Genomic DNA, 24,431 nt, shown 5'->3' with positions numbered 1-24,431 from the left:
ACAATTTAAAAACTTAAATAAACTCAATATGAAAACTTTAGTACAAAATTTATTCGCCTCAAGCTTATTCGCCATTGTTATAGCTTCAACAGCATTTACTGCAAATGCGTCAACCTCTGCAGACCATTCTACTACACTTCGCACACCGGCAAACGGAATTTTAAAAGTAGTGGTTAAGGGTAATGCAAAAGTAACGTTGGTACAGAGCGAGAAGGAAAGTGTTAAAATTATAGACGCCTATAACGATGAGAAAACTTCGGTAAAAATGGAAGGCGGCACTTTGGTGATCAACTCTTATGAGGCTTACCCCATCAACATTACCGTTTTTGTAAAAAATCCCTTTAGGATTGAAGCTTCAAATACAGCATCGGTACAAACAAAAGGAACTTTTAACCTTCAGTTTTTGCAGGTGATTTTAAAAGATAAAGCAAGCGCCGACGTGAATGCCTGCACCAAAGGATTATATACCCAGGTGCGTGACAAAGCGAATCTAAAACTTGCAGGTTCTTCTGATGAGCACATCATCATCCGCAGTAAAGTGGCTAAATTACAAAAGGAAGCATTTGCCTGTGTAAAAACCAATGAATCTTACGATGAATTTGCTAACAGTAGCCTGGCAATTGATTCAGTTAAGACTGTAGCGGTAAGTACAGAAGTACTGAAAAGTAAATAAAAGCATTAGTTCCATAACAGGAAAAAGCTGATCATTTATTGCAGTCTGGCATCTGTTAGACGCGAAAAGCGCAAACAGCGCCTAGGCTTGCGACAAATGATCAGCTTTTTTTATGCGTGTTACAAATCAAACTTTATACCCTGGGCAAGGGGAAGCGTATTTGCATAATTTATCGTATTTGTTTGCCTGCGCATGTATCCCTTCCAGGCATCAGAGCCACTTTCTCTGCCTCCTCCAGTTTCTTTTTCGCCTCCAAAAGCACCACCTATTTCTGCTCCTGAAGTACCAATATTTACATTGGCAATACCGCAATCAGACCCAGAGGAAGATAGAAATTGTTCTGCTTCTCTGAGGTTTAAGGTCATGATGGCCGACGATAAGCCCTGGGGAACATCATTTTGTAAAGCAATGGCTTCATCAAGTGTTTTGTATTTGATCAGGTATAAGATTGGGGCAAAAGTTTCATGCTGCACAATTTCATAGCTATTGTCTACTTCTGCAATGCAGGGCTTAACATAACAGCCCGATGCATAGTCTGATCCGGTTAAAACGCCACCCTCAACCACAAAATTAGCACCTTCTTTTTTACCTTTTTCAATGGCCTCAACGTAAAGTTCTACAGCAGCTTTATCAATCAGCGGACCTACGTGGTTGTTTTGGTCTAAAGGATCGCCAATGCGTAATTGACTATAGGCCTTAACGAGGCGGTTTTTAAAATTCTCATAAATGTCTTCGTGTATAATTAGCCGGCGGGTAGAAGTACAACGCTGGCCAGCTGTACCCACTGCGCCAAAAACGGCGCCGATAATGGACATTTCCAGATCTGCATCTTTAGAGATGATAATGGCATTGTTGCCACCAAGCTCCAGGATGCTCTTGCCAAATCTGGAGGCTACGGAGCTAGATACAATTCTTCCAACTCTTGTAGAGCCCGTGAAGGATAGCAAGGCCACACGCTTGTCGTTACTCATCAGCTCACCAATAACGGCCTCACTAATTAGTAATGAACTTACACCCTCAGGAACATCATTTGCTTTAAGCACATCAGCAAGAATTTGCTGACAGGCAATTCCGCAAAGCGGGGTTTTAGCAGAAGGTTTCCAAACACAAACATTTCCACAAATTAAAGCTAATGCTGCATTCCAGCTCCATACTGCAACAGGGAAATTAAATGCAGAGATGATCCCTACTATTCCCAGCGGGTGCCATTGCTCATACATCCGATGGTTTGGCCGCTCAGAATGCATAGTTAATCCATACAATTGTCGGGACAGACCAACAGCAAAGTCGCAGATATCAATCATTTCCTGAACTTCTCCAAGTCCTTCCTGTAAGCTTTTACCCATTTCATAAGAAACCAGTGTGCCCAAATCCTGTTTTTTGATCCGCAATGCATCACCCAGCTGGCGTACAATGTCTCCCCTTTTGGGTGCAGGAAATTTGCTCCATATTTTAAAAGCCTGTTCCGCAGTTTTAATCACAACCTCGTAGTTATCACCATCGGCAAGGCAGATGTCAGCAATCTTTTTACCATCTACAGGAGAGTAGCTTTCAGATTTTTCTGCATTTTTTCCAGTGCCCCATTGGCTGCCTGTACTGTAAGCAGGATTCAAATCTTTGATTCCCAGGTTTTGTAAAATGGCAGTAATGTTGTTTTTCATGGTCTGTTTATTATTGTTATGCTGTGTGATTTACTAAAATAAAAGCTGTACAAATCAACACAAAATTAGCTAAAGTCCTGACCTGAATTTTACCATTGCTAACATTAAGTTTCGTTTCTTTGTAAAGAGGTTAAATTAAAACTGAGCATACAGGTAAGTTTTATACATTCTTGTTGCATGATTTTAATGGCGCTAAAATTAATATTATCAGGGTATTAAAGAGGTGAATGTTTGAATGTTGAAAATTATTTCTTTCGCATAGCTATAAATAACGTAAACTTATAGTATTGTAGTTTGAAATAGAGATCAATTATTAGGAATCGAGACATGGAAGAGGAATTTAACTTTGATTTTAATGAGGAAGAGGCTCAACAGAATGTTGACCGTTATGAAGAGATGGTGCGCAATCAGGATCAGTATTTCTTTGATGCCATGGCTTTTGAGAATATCATTGACTATTACATCGAAAAAAGCGACCCCATCAGGGCACTTCAGGTTGTTGATTATGCATTGAACCAGCATCCTTTTGCCGCAGTGTTTTTGATTAAACAGGCGCAATTGCTGTTTATTACCAATCAGCTGGACGGCGCATTCGCTGCCTTGGACAAAGCGGAAATGCTGGAGGCTTCTGAGCCCGAAATCTATGTGCTAAGGGGCAACATGTACAATGGACTTGACCGTTATCAGGAAGCGCTTGAAAACTTTCATAAGGCGCTAAGCCTGGCAGAGGTTACGGATGAGATTTTATTACAAATTGCCTTCGTTTACCAGAACATGCTGGACTACGAGAATGCAATAAAATACATCAAACAAAGCCTGGAACAAAATATGGAGAATAAAGACGGTTTGTATGAACTGGCTTTTTGCTATGACATTCTGGATAAACAGGAAGAAAGCATCCAGTTTTATACTGAATATATCGACAGCGATCCATATTCTTATGCCGCCTGGTACAATCTGGCCAACGCTTATCATAAACTGGAGCTTTTTGAGAAGGCAATAGATGCTTACGATTATGCAATTTTGATTAAAGACAATTTTGCTTCTGCTTATTACAATAAAGGCAACGCATTGGTACAGCTGGATAGGTATGCTGAGGCTATTGAAGTATATAAACAGACTTTTGAATATGAGCCACCTAATGCAGATACTTACTGCGCTATTGGAGAGTGCTACGAAAAGCTGGAGCTGATGGATACCGCAAGATCCTATTATAAAAAATCGGTAAAGATGGATCCTTCTCTGGCTGATGGCTGGTTTGGAATTGGTGTGACCCTCAATTTTGAAGAACGTTATTTTGAGTCGCTCCATTTTTACAACAAGGCTATAGAACTGGATGATGAGAATGCAGACTTTTGGTTCGCTACTGCAGATGCGTATTATAAGCTAGGGAAAATAGAGCTTTCCGTTCAAGCCTATGAAAAGGTGTTGGAATATAATCCACTTGATGTAGAAGCCTGGTTAGATTTTTCTACCGTTTTATATGAGCAGGGAAGGTTACTTGATGCTTCGGAAACTATTTCTGAGGCCATTAAGAGCAATCCTGATAGTGCTGAGCTTTATTATAGGATGGTAGCCTATTTATTTGCGCTTGGTCAGCATAAAGAAGCTTTGATCTATCTGGAAACGGCCTTGTCTACGGATCCTGATAAGCATCATATTTTATTTGAGTACCTGCCGCAGTTGCAGGACAATGCGGCAATTATTCAGGTTATCAGTAAATACATTAAGTAAACGGCATAAATTAGAGCGGAAAAACAAACCTTAAATTATTCCTGATTTTTTTCCACCTTTGCAGCATATATGAATTACCCTTTGAATAATATTCCTGAACGTCCATCAAAACCACGCCAGTCTGGCTTAACAATGGTGATGGACAAAGGACTTAGCTTGAGACAGACAGAAGATTTTATAGATGTTGCAGGTATCCATTCAGACATTGTTAAATTAGGTTGGGCAACTTCATTTGTTACCCCGAAGTTGAAAGAGAAACTGGATATATACCGTAGTGCCGGCATTCCTACTTATTTTGGAGGAACGCTTTTTGAAGCTTTTATAGTTAGAAACCAGTTTGAAGATTATATACGCGTACTAGAACAATATGGAATGGGCTATGCAGAAGTTTCTGATGGTTCTATCGAAATTGAGCATGATCTGAAATGTGAATATATCCACAAATTATCCAAATATGTTACCGTAATTTCTGAGGTAGGTTCTAAAGATGCCACAAAGATCTTTGCCCCTTATAAGTGGATTAAACTGATGAAGGCAGAGATTGAAGCCGGCTCATGGAAGGTAATTGCTGAAGCAAGAGAAGGTGGGAATGTAGGGATTTATCGTGGTTCTGGTGAGGTGAGAGAAGGTCTTGTAGATGAAATTTTAACAGAGATACCGGAAGAGACCATTATTTGGGAAGCCCCTCAAAAAGAGCAGCAGGTATGGTTTGTAAAATTAATTGGTACCAATGTTAACCTGGGCAATATTGCCCCTGCAGAAGTGATTCCATTGGAGACCATTCGTTTAGGGTTGAGAGGTGATACCTTCGACCACTTTCTTAACTTAAGTAAATAGCGGGTTTTGAGAATATTCGGATTAATTGGTTATCCTTTATCGCATTCTTTTTCTAAGAAGTATTTTAGCGATAAATTTGAAACAGAAGAAATTCCGGATTGTCAGTATGAACTTTATCCTCTCGCGCAGATCGCTGAAATAGAAAATCTTTTTTCTAATCCTTCTCTAAACGGACTTAATGTTACCATTCCTTATAAAGTTGCTGTGCTGCCATTTTTAAATGAACTTGAAGAGGCAGCGGAAGAAATTGGCGCGGTAAACTGCATTGCTGTCACTTATAAAGAAGGGAAACAATGGAGAAAGGGTTACAATACCGATGCCTATGGGTTTGAGGAATCTTTAAAGCCTTTTTTAAAGCCCAGTCATACCAAAGCTTTGATATTTGGTGATGGCGGTGCTGCAAAAGCTATAAAATACTGCCTCAGCAAGCTTGGGATAAGTTATTTAATTGTAGGCCGCAAACCTGCGCCAGGCGTATTGTTGTACAGCGAGGTAACGGAAGCGTTGCTGGAAACACACACCCTGCTCATCAATACCACCCCGGCAGGAATGTATCCTAATGAAGAAACTTTTCCTGAGATCCCTTATCATAGCCTGGGCGCACAACATTTAGCTTATGATCTCGTTTATAATCCCGAAGAAACTTTATTTTTACAAAAGGTAAGAATGCGTGGCGGCGCTGTTAAAAACGGATTGGAAATGTTGTATCTTCAGGCAGAACGCTCCTGGGAAATCTGGAACCCTTAAAATGAAAAATCGATACCTGGTTTTAGCGTTGTTATCAATAGCTGTATTTTATGCTTGCACCAACAACAGTTATACACCAAAACCAAGGGGTTATTTTAATATTGACTTCCCAAAAAAGGAATATGTGCCGTACAACAGCAATTGCCCTTTTACTTTTGATTACCCAAAATATACACGGATGGAAGCAGATAATGGCAAAGGTGGTGGTGATTGCTGGAATAATCTTAACTTTTACGGTTTTAATGCCAGGCTCCATTTAACCTACTACAATGTATTGTCTGCGAAAGAATATCAGGATCTGGTAGAAGATGCCCGTACACTGGCATTTAAACATACGGTTAAGGCGAGTGCTATAGATCAGAAACTGATCAATTATCCGGAAAAGAAGGTATATGGCATATATTATGCTATTGAAGGAAATACGGCCTCTTCTGTGCAGTTTTTTTTAACTGATAGTGCAAAACACTATTTTAGAGGTGCATTGTATTTTAATGAAAGGCCTCAGTACGATTCAGTTGCGCCAGTTATAAAATTCATAAAACAAGACATTGATACCATGATCAGGTCTTTTAAGTGGAAAAACTAAATTATAGTTATGATTAATATTAAGCAATTTACCTTTAATCCATTTCAGGAAAATACTTACGTCTTATACGATGAAAGCGGGGAATGTGTAATCATTGATCCGGGTATGTATGATGGGGCGGAACAAAATGAACTGGTTTCGTTCATCAAGGGAAATAACCTTAGTCCGGTATTGCTGCTGAATACCCATTGCCATATAGACCATGTATTTGGCAACAAGTTTGTATTTGACCAATGGGCTTTAAAACCTCAGTTCAACAAGGGAGAATTGTTGGTGTTGCAGGCTATTCCCGGATATGCTCCGCAGAGAGGATTAAAGTATGAATTGTCTCCGGAGCCTGAAGTGTTTTTAGGAGAAACGGGAAGTGTTACTTTTGGGAACTCAACATTGGAACTCATTTTTGCACCAGGGCATTCTCCCGCACATTTGTGCTTTTATGCAAGAGAGCAGAACTTCTTAATTGGCGGAGATGTATTGTTTTACAACAGTATTGGACGTACAGATTTGCCAGGTGGAAATCATGAACAGCTGATTAATAGTATCAAACAGAATTTGTTTGTACTGCCTGATGACTGTAAGGTTTATCCTGGTCATGGTCCTGCCACAAGTATCGGCTTTGAAAAGTTAAGCAATCCTTATTTAAGATAGTCTTTGAATACCCCATTTTATATCGCCCGAAGGTATCTTTTTGCTAAAAAATCTACCAATGCCATCAATATCATTTCTACCATTTCTGTAGTTGGGGTATTTGTTGGCAGCGCGGCTTTAATTATCATCTTATCTGTATTTAACGGCTTCGAAGAGGTAGTGTTAAAGATGTTTAATACCATTACCCCTCAGCTGGCTGTATCTCCGGCAACAGGAAAGACATTTAACCCGAATACGGCCTACTTTACCGAACTCAGGAAAAATCCTCAAGTTTATGCTTACACCGAAGTATTGGCAGAAAATGCGCTACTGAAATATGGCGACAGGCAGTCTGTTGCGATGATAAAAGGTGTAAGTGACGATTACCTGAAAAATGAGAAGTTAGACAGTACCATTGTGCAAGGTAAATTTATCCTTAGAAATAGTGCCGGCTCCTGTGCTATTATAGGCTCTGCTATACAAAATTCGTTATTGGTAAATGTCAATGATCCTTTTGTGCCATTGCAGGTTTTCTCGCCCAAAAAAGGCATAAAGGCAAGTTCTATAGATCCAACTAACGATTTTACCATTCTATCTATTCCTGTATCCGGCATATTTGAAGTCCAGCAGGATTTTGACAACATGACCATTGTTCCTTTGAGCTTCGCCAGGCAGTTGCTTGAGGAAGAAACAAATGTATCTGGCATAGAAATTAATCTAAAAAAAGGTGTGGATGCAGACGAGTTTAAGGAAGAGATGGAAGCAAAGCTGGGTGGTTCATTTTTAGTCAAGAACAGGATTCAGCAAAACAAAGTATTGTATAATATTTTAGGAAGCGAAAAATGGGCCGTCTACATCATCCTCACTTTTATTTTAATTATCGCCATTTTTAACATTATTGGCTCCTTAACCATGTTGGTGCTGGATAAATTGAAGGATATAGCCATTCTGAGCAGCTTGGGTGCAGGGAAACGGCTGATAAAAAATATCTTTTTGATTGAAGGGATGATGATCACCATGGCAGGCTGTGTATCTGGCTTGCTGATAGGTTTTGTATTCTGTCTGCTACAGCAAAAATTAGGGCTGGTAAAAATGTCAGAAGATAATCTGATGATGTCAAATGCTTATCCTATAGCACTTAAGTATGAAGATTTCTTACTCGTGTTTTTAACAGTTGGCGTATTTTCTTTTGTGGCATCAGCTTTGTCATCCAATCTCAGCGTGAAGAAGATAAATCAAATCAATCAAGACCTTTAATCATGAAATTTCTTAGAAGCAGTGTAGTATTATTATTTGTTGTTTCCATTTTAGCTGTTGCCTGTCAGCAAAAGCAAGAAGAAAGTAATCAGCGAAATACTACCCTGGTGAAGGGATTGTATAGCTATGGCCCCGAAATTAAATCCTTTACCGATTGTGGCGAGGGTAGAGAGTATTGGGTAGTTGACAGTGCCAAAACACTGGAGTTAGCCTATAATAAACTTAATTTCGAGAAGCCTTATGAGCCTGTTTACATTGAAGTAGAATGCCATATTGTCAAATCTGACAGTGTAAGGGTTGCGGCAGATTTTGATTCTACTATGGTGGTAACCAGGCTAATTAAGCTAACAAAGGAAATTCCTGACGGTCCCTGTAGCCAATAATTTAACCCAGGTAAATCTGGATGTCATTTTTTGGGATCAGGCCCTTTTCCTGCGCCATGCTAAATAACAGGTCTATCGCTTTTCGGCCTTCTGCACCGTGATCTACGGAGTATTTATTTACATAAAGATCTATGTGTTTATACATCACTTCTTCCTCCATTTCCTGCGCATGCTGACGGATAAAATCCAGGCCAGACTTCGGATTTTGAAAGGCAAATTCAACAGACTTCCGTATCAGTCGGTTTACTTTATGCTGAACTTCCAGGTCAATTTTTCTGTTGATGACAATGCCGCCCAGGGGGATAGCACAGCCCGTAAGTTTTTCCCAATAGTTACCCAGGTCCATTACCTTAAAAAGCCCCTTTTCCTGGTAGGTGAATCTGTTTTCATGGATAATTAACCCAAGGTCAATTTTATCGTCCAGTAAGGATTGCTCAATTTCAGAAAATACCAATTCCTGTTTTTCTGTTAAATGCGGAAAGGCTATGCCTAAAAGAAAGTTCGCTGTGGTTAACTTACCTGGAATGCCTACCCGCAGGTCTTTTGCAAGGTTGTCCGGATGGTTGGCCAGGTATTCATTTTTAGAGATGAGCAGCGGGCCGACACCAAATCCTAAAGCACTGCCCGCATCAAGTAAGGCATACTGGTTAAGCACATAGGCAAAAGCATGAAAGCTCAATTTGGTAATGTCCAGTTCGCCATTAACAGCCTTCTGGTTCAGCGTTTCAACATCGTGAAAGCATACGTCAAATTCCAGGCCTTCTGTATCTATCTTATGGTGTATGAGGGCATCAAAAATAAACGTATCATTAGGGCAGGGAGAAAATCCAAGTGTAAGTTTCATGGGGTAAAAATAAGGGCAAAACAGCGCAGCTTGGTTATGTGGTTGTCAAAAAATCGATAGCCCATTGGTTAAGGTTCTGAATTGCCAGTCCAATCTTCCAGCTTTCTTTATTTCGTTCTTCTACATAGTTGGAAATTGACCTTACCTGTAAACAAGGAATACTAAGTTGTGCGCAGGCATAAAATACAGCTGCGCCTTCCATACTCTCCGTATGTGGCTGTAGTCTCTCGTATATGGCTGCAATAGTTTTTTTATGGCCATGAACTGTATTTACGGTAATGCCCTTCGCAGGAATCAGTTGGGCAACTAAAGGAAGGTGCTGCGGGTTATTATTGCGATACATGCCTGCGCCAAAGCCAAGTTCGTCAATCGTTAAAAACTGGTCCTTATCTTCTGCACCAAGTTCAGCAAATGTATCTTCGGTAACATTAACAAGCTGCCCTAAGGCAAGCTCCTGTGTAAAAGCACCAGCGATCCCCAGGTTTAAAACAAGATCATAAGCGGCTGAGAGGTGCCTGCCTAAGGCAAAGGCGGTAGCTGTCATGCCTACGCCGGTAATTAGTACATCAATATCCTTAGTTTGTACAAAAGCTTCAATGGGCCAGTTAAAGTGCGCAAATAAGCCGGATATTTCCTGATAAGTGGCAGCCACTACTAATGTTTTCATGTGCTAAAGTTAACCTTTCTACTTTAACCTTTCTGCGTATATTTGCAGTCAATTCTATTATAATGATTTATATAACACGCAGAGAATCCTTTAATGCAGCGCATAAATTATCCCGGGCAGATTGGTCTGAAGATAAAAACGCAGAAGTATTTGGGAAATGTGCCAATCCAAACTGGCATGGTCATAATTACCAGCTTTACGTTACCGTGAAAGGCGAGATTAACCCTGAGACTGGATTTTTAGTTGACCTTAAATGGCTAAAAGTACTCATCAATACACACGTGGTGGATAAGCTGGATCATAGAAACCTGAACCTTGATGTAGATTTCATGGAAGGAAAACTGGCTTCTACAGAGAACCTGGCAATTGCCATTTGGGAGATCTTACAACCGCTTATTGAAGAAAGTGGTGCATATTTGCACAGCATAAAAATTCATGAGACCGAAAACAATATTATTGAGTATTTCGGATAACAGCTAAAACTAATGGAGAATCATACAAAAGATGCTTTTGACGAAGAAAAAGAAGGTTATGTTAAGATAGACCGGTACAACGGTGCTAAAACAGAACTTATTTCCAGTCATTATGCAGATATATTAAGCCAGCTTGGCGAAGATCCTGAGCGTGAAGGACTTTTAAAAACACCTGAACGCGTAGCTAAATCTCTGCAATACCTTACCCATGGGTATGATCTTAAACCTGCAGAAATACTTAAATCTGCGATGTTTAAAGAGGATTACAGCCAGATGGTGGTTGTCAAAGACATAGAAGTGTATTCTATGTGCGAACACCACATGCTGCCATTTTTTGGAAAAGCCCATGTTGCTTACATTCCAAACGGGCATATTGTTGGACTAAGTAAAATTCCACGTGTGGTAGATGCTTTTGCAAGAAGATTACAGGTACAGGAAAGACTGACCAATGAGATCAGAGATTGTATTCAGGAAACCTTAAATCCGGCCGGGGTTGCTGTGGTGATTGAGTGCCAGCATTTGTGTATGGCCATGAGGGGTATTCAGAAGCAAAATTCTGTAACCACTACCTCTGCTTTTACTGGTGGATTTGCAAGTGATAAAACAAGGGCCGAGTTTTTGCGGTTGATTACAGCAAAACTGCACTAGAAAGTCTATAAGGAATAAAGAGCAAAAAATAAAGATTAACAACGGGGTATCCCCCTTTAAGAAAACAATAAATTTGATTGAGTTGCGAGGTCTCATTGATCCTTGTTTCTTGATCTTTGATCAATAAGTATGAAAGCATATATATTTCCGGGGCAGGGTGCTCAATTTTCAGGAATGGGAAAAGAGTTGTATGAGAATGAACTGGCAAAAAGCCTTTTTGAAAAAGCAAATGAGATTATTGGCTTCAGGATTAGCGACATCATGTTTGGTGGAACTGAAGAGGAACTTAAACAAACTAAAGTAACACAACCAGCCGTTTTTTTGCATTCGGTAATTTTGGCTAAAACGCTGGGTGCGGAATTTCAGCCGGATATGGTTGCCGGACATTCATTAGGCGAGTTTTCTGCATTGGTAGCTGCAAATGCGCTATCTTTTGAAGACGGATTGAGGTTAGTGATTGCACGTGCCAATGCAATGCAAAAGGCCTGTGAATTGCAGCCATCTACTATGGCGGCTATTCTTGGTCTTGCCGATGAGGTAGTAGAAAACATTTGTAATGATATTAATGAAGTTGTGGTGGCGGCAAATTACAACTGCCCTGGCCAGTTGGTGATTTCGGGCAGTATTGAAGGCGTTGATCTGGCTTGCCAAAAACTTACTGAAGCGGGTGCTAAAAGAGCACTAAAGTTAAATGTTGGCGGTGCCTTCCATTCTCCGCTAATGGAGCCAGCAAGAGTTGAGTTACAAGAAGCTATTGAGCAAACCACCATACTTTCACCTGTATGTCCAATCTATCAGAATGTTGATCCTGTTCCCAATACAGATCCTGAAAAGATTAAATTAAACCTGATTAAGCAACTTACCGGCGCTGTACGCTGGACCCAAACTGTTGAAAAAATGCTGGCCGATGGTGCAACTGATTTTGTTGAGGTTGGACCAGGCAACGTACTACAGGGTCTGGTAAAAAAAGTAAGCAGAGAAGTTAAAACAAGCAGTGCAACTGTAGCTTAATGAGCATTGGAGGCAAAATAAGGTTTTTGTTGCTTATTTTAGGGATGTGCTGTATTGTAACCGCAATTTCCTTAAAACATTCCGTAACCAAAAAAGACTTATTGGCCCATGAAGCAGCACTGCTTCAAAAAAACCTGAATGCCAGCGAAAGGCTGGTTCATAATTTTCTTTCTAACAAAAGTCAGCTTACTATGGCAAAGCAGCTTCACGTAAATGAAGCTGCCGCCATGCAATTCATCAACAGTTATAGGGCTCAGGGTATCAATCTCCTGGTTTATGAGCATGGGGAGTTGCAGTTTTGGAGCAGTTATAAGGCTGTAATGCCCCTCCCTGATATGGTTAAGGAGGGTACTTCATTTTTACAGTTGGCCAATGGCTGGTATGAAGTCATCAAAAAAACTCAGGGTAATTTTGCTTTCATTTTTCTAATTGATGTTAAAAATCAGTTTGTAATTGAAAACAGGTACCTGAAAAATGAAATTGACACAAAACTGTCCCCTTCCGGGGCACTTACCATGGCCTCCTTTACAGACGATGAGGTATACGGCATTAAGAGCGCGGAAGGAAAATTGTTGTTTGAAGTAAAGCTGAATGCAGCTTATTCTACTAATTTATATGCTTCTGTCGAATTTTGGCTCTGGGTAGTCGGGCTTTTTAGTTTCTCTCTTTTTGTAAATTCTTTTTGTGCATGGCTTGCAAAAAGAGGGCATCATACGCTTGCTACCCTGCTAATGGCTGGTGTTTTTGTCCTCATCAGACTTACAGATTTGCAGTTTGGATGGTTCAATCACCAGTTTAACCTAGCAATCTTTAAGCCCTATATTTATGCAGAGAGCTTTTTTATGCCCTCCCTGGGAGATTTCTTGCTTAACGTTGTTGCCATAACCTGGATAACACTTTTTATGTATACCTATAAAGATGGTTACCGTTTGCCTCAAAGGTTAAGGGAAAGCAAAGTTGCCGCCTGGATAATCCAGCTTTTATTACTTATTGCGTTTAGTGGCCTTGCGTTTGTATTGGACAGCATATTTTTTGGTCTGGTGTATAATTCAAAGATCAATTTTGACATCACCAATATCATCAACCTGGACTGGATCAGCTGGGTCTGTATTGTTATTTTATGCCTGGTCTGGTTTAACATTTATCTTATTGCCAGCATCTTTTTGCAACTCTCGAAATCCTTGAACACGACGAACAGGGAACGGCTTATTTTGTTTTTGACGGCTTTTCTGGCCTATTTCATATATCGTATAAACACTGAGTTTACGGTGTTTTTTATTGCTTTTGCTTTGTTTATCTTATTAATGGGATACAACCGATATGTGAAGGAAGATAAGTTTTCTATAGGGGTTTATGCGGCTTTATTTTTCTGTATTGCTTTAATTTCTTCCATTAAATACCAACGGTATAACGATATTAAGGAAAGAAACCACCGGTATCTTATTGCCCAGAAGTTGCAATCCAGTGATGATCCTAAAATTATTAATTCTGTAGAGAGTTTAGAAAGGGGATTGTCTTCTGACCCCTTTATTGTCAGTTACTTTAAAAAGCCCCTTCCAAACAGGAACAGGGTATTGCAGAACTTTATAGACAAAAAGTTTTTAGATGGATACTTATCGCAGTTTGAGTACAATTTGTATGAGTTTAACAGTCAGGATTCTTCTATTAAAAATAATGAGAGAGTACCGCTGAGCCATTACAAAAGTTTAGTTAAGGCAGGATCAGTTAAGGTTTCCAATTTCTTTTATCGGCTAAATGATACGTTTGGATACCAAAATTATTTTGGTATTGTACCTGTATTTGAACATAACCGCGTGTTAGGAACAATGGTAATTGAATTTAAATCGCAGCAATACAATTACAATAGTCAGTTTCCGGAATTGTTAATGGATGGCAAAATAAAAAGCGATGAAGATTATGACAAGTATTCCCTGGCGTTTTATAATAACGGACGTTTAATAGGGCAATCAGGAAAGTTTACCTATAAGCTGGATAACACAGATTTTAAGCATACACCTGGCGAAGCTTTGTACCTTGACGATACTACCGGATATAATCATCTGGTTTACATGCCAAGTTCTACAAAGGTGATTGTGATCAGTAAAGAAAAAACCGATTATGTAGTGAGGTTAGCCACCTTATCATTCTTTTTTCTGGTGTTTACGCTGTTTTCCGTAGCCCTTTACATCTGTATCTGGCTAATGAGAAATATTGACGAAAGCTGGGGTGGTTGGTTTAACATCAACAGGTCTTTGATGATTAACGCAAATAAGATCCTGTATAAGACACGCATCCAGTTTTCTATTGTACTGTCTGTAGTGGCAACGCTTTTAATTGTTGGTTGGACTACTTTTTTCTACATTAGTTCAGAATACCGGAAGCAACAAGATGATTTGGTGAAGGAAAAAATAAGAAAGGTGCAGCTTTCGTATGAAAAACAAATCTTTAATACAGGAATCCCTGCAATCACGGAACAGTCAAAAGTAGATTTTAATCAGTTTGCTAATGTCAATGCCTCCTTTTTAAACCTGTTTGATATCAATGGTAATTTGCTGTACACCTCTTTGCCTAAAATGTTTGAATATGGCATTATATCACCTAAAATGGGTCCAAAAGCCTATGTGTACCTGCACCAGGTACAACGTTCAGATTACCTGAACCCTGCAGAGAAAATAGGCTCATTTATTTATTCTTCTGCCTATGCGCCGATTAGAAATGCACAAAACCAGACAGTAGCATATGTAGGCCTTGCCTATTATGGTAACGAGGCAGACTATCAGGCTAAAATTGGCTTATTTATCAATACCCTGATTAATATTTACGCCCTGGTATTTGTAGCTATTGGTGTACTGGCTGTGTTTCTGGCCAATCAAATTACCAATCCGCTTACTTTTATTCAGGAGAGCATCAGAAAGACTAAGCTCGGACAAAAGAACAAGCCTATCCAATGGGCACGCCATGATGAAATTGGTGCGCTGGTAAAGGAATATAATAAGATGATTGCTGCACTGGAGGAAAGTGCTGCTCGCCTTGCGCGGTCAGAGCGGGAAAGTGCCTGGCGTGAAATGGCTAAGCAGGTAGCGCATGAGATTAAAAATCCGCTTACACCGCTTAAACTTGGTGTGCAGCTGCTGGAAAAATCATGGCGGGAGAAGGATCCTAATTTTGAAAAGAAATTTGAACGCTTCAATAAGTCTTTTATTGAGCAGATTGATACCCTGGCTAATATTGCTTCGGAGTTTAGCAATTTTGCAAAGATGCCAGACGCAAAGCTTGAAAAACTCATGCTCCTGCCAATTATTTCCCGCTCTAAGGATTTGTTTGCAGATGAACCTGCGGAAATCAGGATACTCAATTTAACTGATCGTGTGCCACATATTTTAGGTGATAAGGATCAATTGGTGAGGAGTTTTAGTAACCTCCTCAAAAATGCAATTGAAGCTACAGTAGAAGGGGAAAGTATAATCTCTATCCGGATTAACAATGATAAGGACACCGTATGGGTGGAGATCAAAGACAATGGCAAGGGTATTGATCCGGATTTACAGGACAAAATCTTTGCACCTAATTTTACCACCAACTCTTCAGGCACTGGATTAGGTTTAGCATTTGTGAAACAGGCGATAGAAAATGCAGGAGGTACAATTGATTTTAAATCAGTACCCGAAGCAGGGACTACTTTTTACCTGAGTTTTCCCTTGGTCTAAACCTATTTTAAAATCACAGATGATTTGCCCATTGTAAATCCATCTGCATAAAGAATTACGGAATAGCTGCCTTTGATGAAAGGAATTGGGTTTACCCAATCTATTTTATAAGCCGTATTGTCATTGTTGTAAGAAATGCTAATCATATCGCTATACTGCATTTCCTGGCCATCTGCCACAAACATATTGTTCTCATTTGCAATCAGGTTACCCGCAGGGTCAAATACCCTGAGGTAAATGTTGTGGTAATCTTTTTCTGCCAGGGTATTGGCTGCAATGTTAAAGTAAACCGTAAGTTTTTTAGCAGTGCTGGCTTTGGTAACTTCCACATTTTTACCACTACTTTTAACTTTGTAAGCAGTAGTAATTACATTATAAGCCTTAAGGGCAGCGCCACTTTTTACTTTTGCGTTAAGCTCGGAGTTTTTTTGCGCAAGTTTTTCAGCGCGTTCATTTACCGCAGATACAGATTTGATCAGGCTGTCTCTCTCCGTTTTCAGGAACAGGTTCTCTTTGTTAAGCCTGGCTATTTCATCATTAAAGTTTTTTACAAATTCTTTGAGCTGTTTTACCTCATCCTGAGCTTTAACAAGCTCACCTTTTGTCAGCTGTCCCTTTTCAAGTGCAAGTTTTAACTCGGCTATTTTATCTCTGGCCAGTTTTTGATCACTGATGAGCTTCTCATTTAAAGAAACATTAATGATATTAACACGCTCTAGTTCAACTTCAATTTTCTCCACCTCAAGCTTAAGACGATCTTTTTCAGTATTGACCGTAACAAAGCGTTCACTTTCGTGTTTGTCTTTGAAAAACAAATACGCATTGGTACCTAATAAAGCAGCAATTACAACTATTAGAAAATATATTTTATTGCGATCACCTCTGTTTATAGCATCTTTTTTCTCTAGCATTTCAATCAAAATCAGTTATTACGCCTTAAATTCTTTATTTTTTCCTCCCTGAGGGGGGCGAACATAGTGTAAAAAAAATAATAATTAACAAAAAATCGTCTCAAATTGTATCAGACACTAAAAAAAATCGTTACTTGCTGTAGATACACAAATAATCCTATCGTTCACCAAACATCTTAAAATGTTTAAAAACATTGTTTATGCAGCTCTTGTTGCAACAATTTCTATCACGACTTCTTTGTATGGGCAAATGCCTGCAAAAATTAATCCAAAACGCGAATTCAGAGGCGTTTGGGTAGCAACCGTAGCAAATATAGACTGGCCTTCCAAGCCCGGCTTATCAGCTGATCAGCAAAAACAAGAATTAATTGGGCTGCTTGAACTGCACAAAAGCAATGGTATGAATGCCGTTATGCTGCAGGTTAGACCCACCGCTGATGCTTTTTACAGCAAATCCAGGGAGCCCTGGAGCAGGTATTTGATGGGTAAACAAGGTGTGGCCCCGGCTCCCGGTTATGATCCATTGGCTTTTGCAATTAAAGAAGCTCATTTCAGAGGGATGGAATTGCATGCCTGGTTTAATCCTTACAGGGCAACTATGGGTGCAAATGAAGTGGTAAGTCCGGACCACATGACCAATAAAAGGCCAGAGTTGTTCTTTACCTATGGTGGCAAAAAGCAATTTGATCCCGGATTGCCTGAAGTTAGGGAATATATTGTGCAGGTAGTATTGGATGTGGTAAAAGGTTACGACGTGGACGGGATCCATTTTGACGACTACTTTTATCCTTACCAGATTGCTGGACAGCGCATCAATGATGCAAATACCTTTAGTAAATATGGTGCTGATTTTGCAAATATCGCCGACTGGCGCAGGAACAATGTTGATGTGTTAATTAAAACGTTGGATGATAGTATCCATCACTATAAAAAGCATGTCAAATTCGGTATTAGTCCCTTTGGCATCTGGAGAAACTTTAGGGAGGATAGTCTGGGTTCAAAAACAAGCGGAATGTCTAATTATGAGGAATTATTTGCCGATTCAAGGAAATGGGTAAAAGAAGGATGGGTAGACTACATCAATCCGCAGGTATATTTTAGCTTTACCAGAAAAGCCGCTCCTTTTGATACTTTGGTAAACTGGTGGAGCAACAATACATTTGGAAGGCATTTATACATTGGGCAAGCTGCTTATCTGGTTAACCAGAAAGCGGAAGCAGCATGGCGTTTACCTGCTCAGATTCCAGACCAGATTCGTTACATCAGGAACAATAACCGGGTACAGGGAAGTGTGTTTTTTAGCTCAAAATCGTTTACCACAGTTGCCCGCGCACTAAATGACTCCTTAAAAAATAACCTTTATAAATACCCGGCACTGCCCCCTCAAATGCCCTGGCTGGATGATGTGGTCCCTAATGCACCGCAAAGCTTTAGCGCAGAAGTAATGAAGGATGGTGTTCATCTGAAATGGGACCAGCCTTTAAAAGCTAAAGATGGGGAAACTGCCTCCGGTTATGTAATTTATAGATTTAACGAGGGTGAAAAGCCTGGTATCTTAGACCCCAGGTATATTTTGAAAATTAGCTTTGAAGATTTTACGTCTTTTATAGATACCAGTGTAGAAAAAGGTAAAAGGTACAACTACCTTTTAACGGCATTAGACAGGTTAAAAAATGAGAGCGATCCAAGCGGCCCGGTTGGTGTACAGTTTTAAGTTTACTTAACAATATTGTATTCCAAACTTGCTTTATCAGGTAACAAATATATCATGTAATTAATAATTGCAACCGATTGCAATTCTAAAAAATTAATCCTACTTTAGGCGTACAAATATAGAACGGGGAAACTCTTGTGCGCATGCAAAAAAAGGAAATCACAATTTATGATCTGGCAGAGAAGCTGAATATCTCTGCCACTACCGTAAGCAGGGGTTTACAGGATCATCCTGCTATTAATAAAAAGACAAAGAAAAAGATCTTTGATCTGGCAACGGAACTGGGCTATCGCTCTAATAAATTTGCGAGTAATTTACGTAAGCAAAAAACAAATACAATAGGTGTAATTGTTCCACGCCTGGACAGTCTTTTTATCTCCTCTGTTTTATCAGGAATAGAAAAGCTTTTGAACAATTCAGGCTATAATCTCATCATTAGCCAGTCTTTTGAACATGAAACCAAGGAAAAGACAAATGCTTTGACCATGTTTAACAGTCGTGTAGATGGCCTTATTGTTTCTCTGGCTGCTGATACCAGAGATTATAGTCATTTTGATACGATGATCAGCAAAAACATTCCTGTTATTTTCTTTGATCGTATTGCAGAAGGACTTAAAGCAACTAAAGTTGTGATCGATAATTTCAAGGCTGGCTATAACGCAACTGCACATCTATTGGAGCAGGGTTGCAAATCTATCTTGCACCTTACCGGTAATGTAGAAAGGAATGTTTATAAAGATCGTTTTGAGGGCTATAAACGTGCTTTGCAAGATCACAATATTGCATTTGACCCGGAATTGTTTATCTCAAATGAACTAACGGAGCAGGCTGTACAAGAGGCGATATCGGAGGTGTTGAAACGTGATAAATTACCTGATGGCCTATTTACAACCAATGATTCTTCTGCTGCTTTTGCCTTAACTTTATTTAAGGCAGCCGGGCTAAGGGTTCCTGAAGATATTGCCATCATCGGTTTTAATAATGACCTGATTTCACGGGTTACAGAACCTGCCATCAGTACCATTAACTATCCCGGTAATGAAATGGGAGAAAATATCGCCAGAATTTTAATCAATCATTTAGATGGTCAGGGAGATTTGAGCTTTACCAGTACGGTTATTCTTAATACGGAACTTATAGTGAGGGCCTCTTCCAGCAGAAAAAAATAAATCATCATTAATTATTAGGAGATCCATGAGTACGCAAATTGCTATAGTAACAGGAGGTGGCGCAGGTTTAGGTCTTGCAATTACAAAAAAATTAGTGGAACAGGGTATCCAGGTTCTTGCTATTGGTAGAAATGAGGAAAAGCTAAAAGCAGCCGCAAATGAATTTGGAGAATTGTGCAGTTATAGGGTGGCGGATCTCCAGGATTTGTCTGCTATTCCGGCATTAATTGACGAGATTAAAGAAAACTATGGAAAAATAGACATCCTGGTTAACAATGCGGGGATCAACATGAAAAAAGCTTTTGTAGAGGTGACTGACGAGGATTTTTCCAGTGTTATACAAACAAATCTCTCTTCAGTATTTGCTGTAAGTCGGGAGGTTGTGAAACACATGCTGGTAGCCGGGAAAGGAAGTATCGTAAACATCAGCTCTATGGCGGCGCAATACGGCATTCCGAAGGTAATTGCCTATTCTGCCGCTAAAACGGCCATAGAGGGCATGACCAGGGCTATGGCAACGGAACTATCGCCATTAGGAATCCGCATCAATTGCGTAGCGCCTGGATTTATAAAAACAGCTATGTCTGCAAAAGCGCTGGATGCAGATCCTGAAAGAAAGAATAAGGTCTTTTCCAGGACCCCAATGGGTAAAATGGGGGAACCGGAAGACGTAGCCGAAGCAGTTTATTTTTTCTGCTCTCAGGCGTCAAAATATGTGACTGGCGTAGTGATGCCGGTTGATGGAGGGAACTCTATAGGATTTTAAAGATCAATAAGATGAAAAGAACCACCGTTACGGCAACTTTGCTGTTGGGGTATGTACTTAGCTTTGCAGCAGTAACGGACCCTTTTATCGCCAAAAAATACAGTTCAGGTAGTTTTACCGTAGCAACAAAAGGTAGGGTTAGCCCTATTGTGATTAGTGATAACGAGTGGCCTGGCGTTACCCGGGCTGTAAGGGATCTGCAAACAGATTTGCAGAAGGTTACCGGACTTACCCCAGAGCTTTTAGTAAACAAGAGTGCTGGCAAGGCCCTTATTATAGGAACCATTGGCCAAAGTAAGGTAATTGACCAGCTGGTTGCTAACCGTAAAATAGATGTTGCTGGCATTGCCGGAAGCTGGGAGCGTACTTTAATTGAAGTGGTTATAAATCCAATGCCCGGTGTAGATAGTGCCCTGGTAATTGCGGGCAGTGATAAGCGTGGAACAATTTATGGAATTTATGAGTTGTCTCATCAGGTTGGGGTATCACCCTGGTATTATTGGGCCGACGTACCGGTAAAAAAGAGCGAAAATTTATTCGTTATTGGCGGGAGACATGTCATTGCCTCGCCTGCGGTTAAATACCGGGGCATATTCTTAAACGATGAAGCGCCTGCTTTATCTGGATGGGCTAAAATGCAGTTTGGTGGCTTTAACCATCAGTTTTACGAAAAAGTATTTGAGTTGATCCTGCGTTTAAAAGGTAATTACTTATGGCCTGCCATGTGGGGAAGTGCATTTAATGATGATGATAAGTTGAATCCGGTAATGGCCGATGAATACGGAGTGGTTATGGGTACATCACATCATGAGCCGCTAAGCCGGGCGCATGACGAGTGGAAAAGATATAAGGGTGGAAAATGGAATTACGACCAGAACCCGGAGCAATTAAAGGCTTTTTGGGAAACTGGCTTAAAAAGAATAGCAGATAAAGAACAAATTATAACAGTGGGTATGCGTGGTGATGGCGATGAGCCAATGGCAGAAGGTACAGCTACCACCTTACTGGAAAAAATAGTTAAGGACCAACGCAGCATTATTGAAAAGGTGACTAAAAAACCAGCCTCGCAAACACCTCAGATTTGGGCATTATATAAAGAGGTTCAGGATTACTATGACAAAGGGATGCGTGTACCAGATGATGTTACCCTTTTACTTAGCGACGACAACTGGGGAAACATCCGTAAGCTGCCGAAACTTGGAGAACCTGCCAGAACTGGCGGATATGGTATTTATTACCACTTTGATTATGTGGGGGACCCAAGAAATTACAAATGGGTAAATACAAACCCTATTCAAAAGATTTGGGAGCAGATGAACCTGGCCTATGAACACAATGCAAACCAAATTTGGATTGTAAACGTGGGCGACCTTAAGCCGATGGAGTTTCCGATAGAATTTTTCCTGGATTATGCCTGGTCACCCGATGCCATTCCTGCGGAAAAGTTAAAACAATATGGTATAGATTGGGCAGCAAGACAATTTGGAGAAACCTATGCCATAGAGATAGCCGCAATTCAGGATTTATACCTCAAATACAATGCTAGAAGAAAGCCTGAGTTATTGGATGAAAATACGTATAGCTTGCTTAATTATCAAGAGTTTGAGCAGGTGGTTACAGATTTCAATGTATTGGAAGAGCGTGCGCGCTTAGTATATAACCGCATTCCTGCAGATCAGAAAGATGCGTTTTACCAGCTGATTATGCATCCTGTTGAAGCAAGTGCTAACTTAAATGCATTGTATTTGGCTGTCGCCAAAAATCACCTATATGCTAAACAGGGTAGAAGTGCAACAAATTTACTAGCTGAGAAGGCCAGAAATCTTTATCAAAGAGATGCGGAGATCAGCAACTATTACAATAAAGTAATGGCAAACGGTAAATGGAACCACATGATGGATCAGACGCATATCGGTTACACGTATTGGCAACAACCTGATTCCAATTCCATGCCTAAAATTTTTACCATTGCAGCTGGTAAAAATGCAATGGGATTATCTATAGAAGGAACTGATCTTGCCTGGTTTGGAAAAGCTAAGGTTAACATACCATTCCCAACTTTTAATTATTATTCCAATCAGTCACATTACCTTGAGCTCTTTCATACAGGGGTGGGCAAGCTAGGCTATGATATTAAAGCGCCGGCTTACGTTACATTAAATGCGTTAAAGGGTACTTTGGATACTGGAAAAAGGATTTGGTTGAAGGTTGACTGGCTGAAGGCTCCTCCAGGAAAAACAGAAACGTCAATTTTAGTAACCGGCAGTGATGGTTCTAAAATTACGCTGCCCGTAACGATAGACAACAATAGGTTTGCAGATCAAAAAATCAGCGGCTTTGTAGCTCAAAACGGATATGTTTCTATGGAGGCAGTACACTATTCAAAAGCGGTAAATTCAAGACCAGTATTTTGGAAAACTATTCCAGGTTATGGCAAGACCGAAGGGGGTATGATTGCAACGCCAGTTACTATACAGCCGCAAAAGCTTGATTCCAGTTCTGCACACCTGGAGTATGTTGTTTATTTAAATCAGACCGGGACATTTAAGCTGCATAGCTATATATCTCCAACAATTGATTTTACAAATACAGATGGATTAAAATTTGCCGTATCTGTAGACGATGCCACACCCATTATGATTAACATTAGTGCCGATTACAAAACCCCTGCAGCATGGGAGAAGTCGGTAGCCAATAGCATCAAAATATTTGAAACATCGTTGACAATTGATAAACCTGGGAAACATGTTCTCAAATACTGGATGGTTAATCCCGGTGTTGTTTTGCAGAAGCTGGTGCTGGATCTTGGTGGCTTGAAACCATCTTACTTGGGTCCGCCGGAAACCTTTTATACAGAAACCAATTATAATCCTTAATATATGATGAATCAATTGAAGCAATCTGGCATATGGATGGCCATGGCTATCGCCCTAACAAGTGCTTGTCAGCAAAGTAGCACTAAAACCGTGCAGACGGTTCAAAAAGATACTGTAGTTAAATCTAAGTTTCTTTCTGAGCCACTAATTAAAGAGATATATACCGCAGATCCATCTGCTCATGTTTTTGATGGCAAGATTTACATTTATCCATCGCATGACGTGGAATCTGGAATTACGGAAAATGATAACGGAGATCATTTTGACATGAAAGATTACCACATTCTTTCTATGGATAGTATTTCCGGAACCGTAAAGGATCATGGTGTAGCATTAAGTGTTAAGGATATTCCCTGGGCGGGTCGTCAGCTTTGGGCTCCGGATGCGGCTTATAAAAATGGTACGTATTACCTATATTTTCCCGTTAAGGATAAAAATGACGTATTTAGAATTGGCGTAGCTACAGCTAAAAATCCTGCAGGCCCATTTAAAGCGGAACCTAAACCTATGGAAGGTAGTTTAAGTATAGATCCGGCAGTGTTTACCGATACGGATGGCAATAGCTATATGTACTTTGGCGGTATCTGGGGCGGACAACTTCAGCGTTGGAATAATGGAAAATATGACGCGAATGGATCTAAAACAGATTCAGGAAAAGAAGAAGAGCCTGCAATTCCGGCTAAGGTGGCCAAGCTGAGTAAAGATATGTTAAGTTTTGACGGTGGCGTAAAAGACATTCAGATCCTGGATAAAGCTGGTAAACCATTGCTGACTAAAGATCATGACAGACGTTTTTTTGAGGGCAGCTGGATGCACAAGTACAATGGTAAATACTATTTTACATACTCTACAGGCGACACTCATTTTCTGGCTTCGGCAGTAGGAGATAGTCCTTACGGCCCTTTCACTTATCAGGGAACCTTTATGAATCCTGTGCAGGGCTGGACCACTCACCACTCCATCATAGAGGTAAAAGGCAAGTGGTATATTTTTTATCACGATACCGAGATCTCCAATAAAACACATTTAAGAAATATCAAAGTAACTGAATTATCGCACAATGGGGATGGCACGATCAAATTGATTGAACCAATAGTAAAATAATCTTTGCATTTTGTAGGCCTGACTAACTCACGTTAG

The 24,431-nt window shown here is 40.1% G+C and carries 20 protein-coding genes and 1 pseudogene; 17 read left to right on the top strand and 4 right to left on the bottom strand.

Features of this window, described 5'->3' with window-relative positions:
• Nucleotides 1-28: 28 nt before the first annotated feature.
• Nucleotides 29-673 (top strand): GIN domain-containing protein, encoded by a 645-nt coding sequence (locus LPB86_RS02795; RefSeq protein WP_230641024.1) that lies wholly within the window; start codon nt 29-31, stop codon nt 671-673.
• 119 nt (nt 674-792) lie between these two features.
• Here the strand turns inward: LPB86_RS02795 and LPB86_RS02790 are convergent, their stop codons facing one another.
• On the bottom strand, nt 793-2,334 hold the full coding sequence (locus LPB86_RS02790; protein ID WP_230641023.1) for an aldehyde dehydrogenase family protein: 1,542 nt from the start codon (nt 2,332-2,334) through the stop codon (nt 793-795).
• Between the two features lie 327 nt (nt 2,335-2,661).
• On the opposite strand from LPB86_RS02790, the gene LPB86_RS02785 reads away from it, so the two are divergent.
• From LPB86_RS02785 to LPB86_RS02755, 7 genes are all read left to right on the top strand, one after another.
• Nucleotides 2,662-4,068, top strand: coding sequence for a lipopolysaccharide assembly protein LapB (locus LPB86_RS02785; RefSeq protein ID WP_230641022.1), 1,407 nt, complete (start codon nt 2,662-2,664; stop codon nt 4,066-4,068).
• A gap of 69 nt (nt 4,069-4,137) precedes the next feature.
• Complete coding sequence (locus tag LPB86_RS02780) at nt 4,138-4,905, top strand: phosphosulfolactate synthase (protein ID WP_230641021.1); 768 nt, start codon at nt 4,138-4,140, stop codon at nt 4,903-4,905.
• A gap of 6 nt (nt 4,906-4,911) precedes the next feature.
• Entirely contained in the window at nt 4,912-5,652 is a 741-nt protein-coding gene (locus LPB86_RS02775) for a shikimate dehydrogenase (protein ID WP_230641020.1), read from the top strand.
• A 1-nt stretch (nt 5,653) separates the two neighbouring features.
• Nucleotides 5,654-6,238 (top strand): gliding motility lipoprotein GldD, encoded by a 585-nt coding sequence (locus LPB86_RS02770; RefSeq protein WP_230641019.1) that lies wholly within the window; start codon nt 5,654-5,656, stop codon nt 6,236-6,238.
• A 9-nt stretch (nt 6,239-6,247) separates the two neighbouring features.
• The gene (locus LPB86_RS02765) at nt 6,248-6,886 is read left to right on the top strand and encodes an MBL fold metallo-hydrolase (protein WP_230641018.1); all 639 of its coding nucleotides are present in this window, start codon (nt 6,248-6,250) and stop codon (nt 6,884-6,886) included.
• Between the two features lie 3 nt (nt 6,887-6,889).
• Nucleotides 6,890-8,122, top strand: a complete 1,233-nt coding sequence (locus tag LPB86_RS02760) for an ABC transporter permease (RefSeq protein ID WP_230641017.1) — start codon at nt 6,890-6,892, stop codon at nt 8,120-8,122.
• A gap of 2 nt (nt 8,123-8,124) precedes the next feature.
• Nucleotides 8,125-8,505 (top strand): hypothetical protein, encoded by a 381-nt coding sequence (locus tag LPB86_RS02755; protein WP_230641016.1) that lies wholly within the window; start codon nt 8,125-8,127, stop codon nt 8,503-8,505.
• A 1-nt stretch (nt 8,506) separates the two neighbouring features.
• Here LPB86_RS02755 and LPB86_RS02750 read toward each other — a convergent pair whose 3' ends face one another.
• Together LPB86_RS02750 and mqnB are read right to left on the bottom strand one after the other, a co-directional pair.
• Nucleotides 8,507-9,349, bottom strand: coding sequence for a menaquinone biosynthesis family protein (locus LPB86_RS02750; RefSeq protein ID WP_230641015.1), 843 nt, complete (start codon nt 9,347-9,349; stop codon nt 8,507-8,509).
• A 34-nt stretch (nt 9,350-9,383) separates the two neighbouring features.
• Nucleotides 9,384-10,016 carry a futalosine hydrolase gene (gene mqnB, locus LPB86_RS02745; protein WP_230641014.1) on the bottom strand — a complete coding sequence of 211 codons (633 nt, stop codon included), beginning with the start codon at nt 10,014-10,016 and terminating at the stop codon, nt 9,384-9,386.
• A gap of 62 nt (nt 10,017-10,078) precedes the next feature.
• Between mqnB and LPB86_RS02740 the strand changes: the two genes are divergently transcribed.
• From LPB86_RS02740 to LPB86_RS02725, 4 genes are all read left to right on the top strand, one after another.
• Nucleotides 10,079-10,489 (top strand): 6-carboxytetrahydropterin synthase, encoded by a 411-nt coding sequence (locus LPB86_RS02740; RefSeq protein ID WP_230641013.1) that lies wholly within the window; start codon nt 10,079-10,081, stop codon nt 10,487-10,489.
• Between the two features lie 12 nt (nt 10,490-10,501).
• Nucleotides 10,502-11,137: a GTP cyclohydrolase I FolE gene (folE, locus tag LPB86_RS02735; protein WP_230641012.1), complete on the top strand. Its 636-nt coding sequence runs from the start codon at nt 10,502-10,504 to the stop codon at nt 11,135-11,137.
• Nucleotides 11,138-11,266: 129 nt separating this feature from the next.
• Complete coding sequence (fabD, locus tag LPB86_RS02730; RefSeq protein ID WP_230641011.1) at nt 11,267-12,148, top strand: ACP S-malonyltransferase; 882 nt, start codon at nt 11,267-11,269, stop codon at nt 12,146-12,148.
• Nucleotides 12,148-15,855, top strand: coding sequence for a HAMP domain-containing sensor histidine kinase (locus tag LPB86_RS02725; protein ID WP_230641010.1), 3,708 nt, complete (start codon nt 12,148-12,150; stop codon nt 15,853-15,855). Before fabD ends, LPB86_RS02725 begins: the two co-directional genes overlap by 1 nt.
• Before the next feature lie 2 nt (nt 15,856-15,857).
• Here the strand turns inward: LPB86_RS02725 and LPB86_RS02720 are convergent, their stop codons facing one another.
• Entirely contained in the window at nt 15,858-16,766 is a 909-nt protein-coding gene (locus LPB86_RS02720; RefSeq protein ID WP_230641009.1) for a hypothetical protein, read from the bottom strand.
• A gap of 181 nt (nt 16,767-16,947) precedes the next feature.
• Here LPB86_RS02720 and LPB86_RS02715 point away from each other — a divergent pair, with 181 nt between their 5' ends.
• The 5 genes and pseudogenes from LPB86_RS02715 (at nt 16,948) to LPB86_RS02695 (ending at nt 24,395) form a co-directional block, all read left to right on the top strand.
• On the top strand, nt 16,948-18,480 hold the full coding sequence (locus LPB86_RS02715; protein ID WP_230641008.1) for a glycoside hydrolase family 10 protein: 1,533 nt from the start codon (nt 16,948-16,950) through the stop codon (nt 18,478-18,480).
• Between the two features lie 143 nt (nt 18,481-18,623).
• Nucleotides 18,624-19,649, top strand: coding sequence for a LacI family DNA-binding transcriptional regulator (locus tag LPB86_RS02710; RefSeq protein ID WP_230641007.1), 1,026 nt, complete (start codon nt 18,624-18,626; stop codon nt 19,647-19,649).
• Between the two features lie 7 nt (nt 19,650-19,656).
• Nucleotides 19,657-20,415 (top strand): annotated as a pseudogene (locus LPB86_RS02705) (SDR family NAD(P)-dependent oxidoreductase); the annotation flags it as partial.
• Between the two features lie 11 nt (nt 20,416-20,426).
• Nucleotides 20,427-23,291, top strand: a complete 2,865-nt coding sequence (locus LPB86_RS02700) for a glycosyl hydrolase 115 family protein (RefSeq protein WP_230641005.1) — start codon at nt 20,427-20,429, stop codon at nt 23,289-23,291.
• A 3-nt stretch (nt 23,292-23,294) separates the two neighbouring features.
• Nucleotides 23,295-24,395: a glycoside hydrolase family 43 protein gene (locus tag LPB86_RS02695; protein WP_230641004.1), complete on the top strand. Its 1,101-nt coding sequence runs from the start codon at nt 23,295-23,297 to the stop codon at nt 24,393-24,395.
• Nucleotides 24,396-24,431 lie beyond the last annotated feature (36 nt).

The organism is Pedobacter sp. MC2016-14 (genome assembly GCF_020991475.1).
Lineage (GTDB): Bacteria > Bacteroidota > Bacteroidia > Sphingobacteriales > Sphingobacteriaceae > Pedobacter.
Note: the sequence above shows the minus strand (reverse complement) of the source record. Positions and strands in the feature narration are given on the sequence as shown.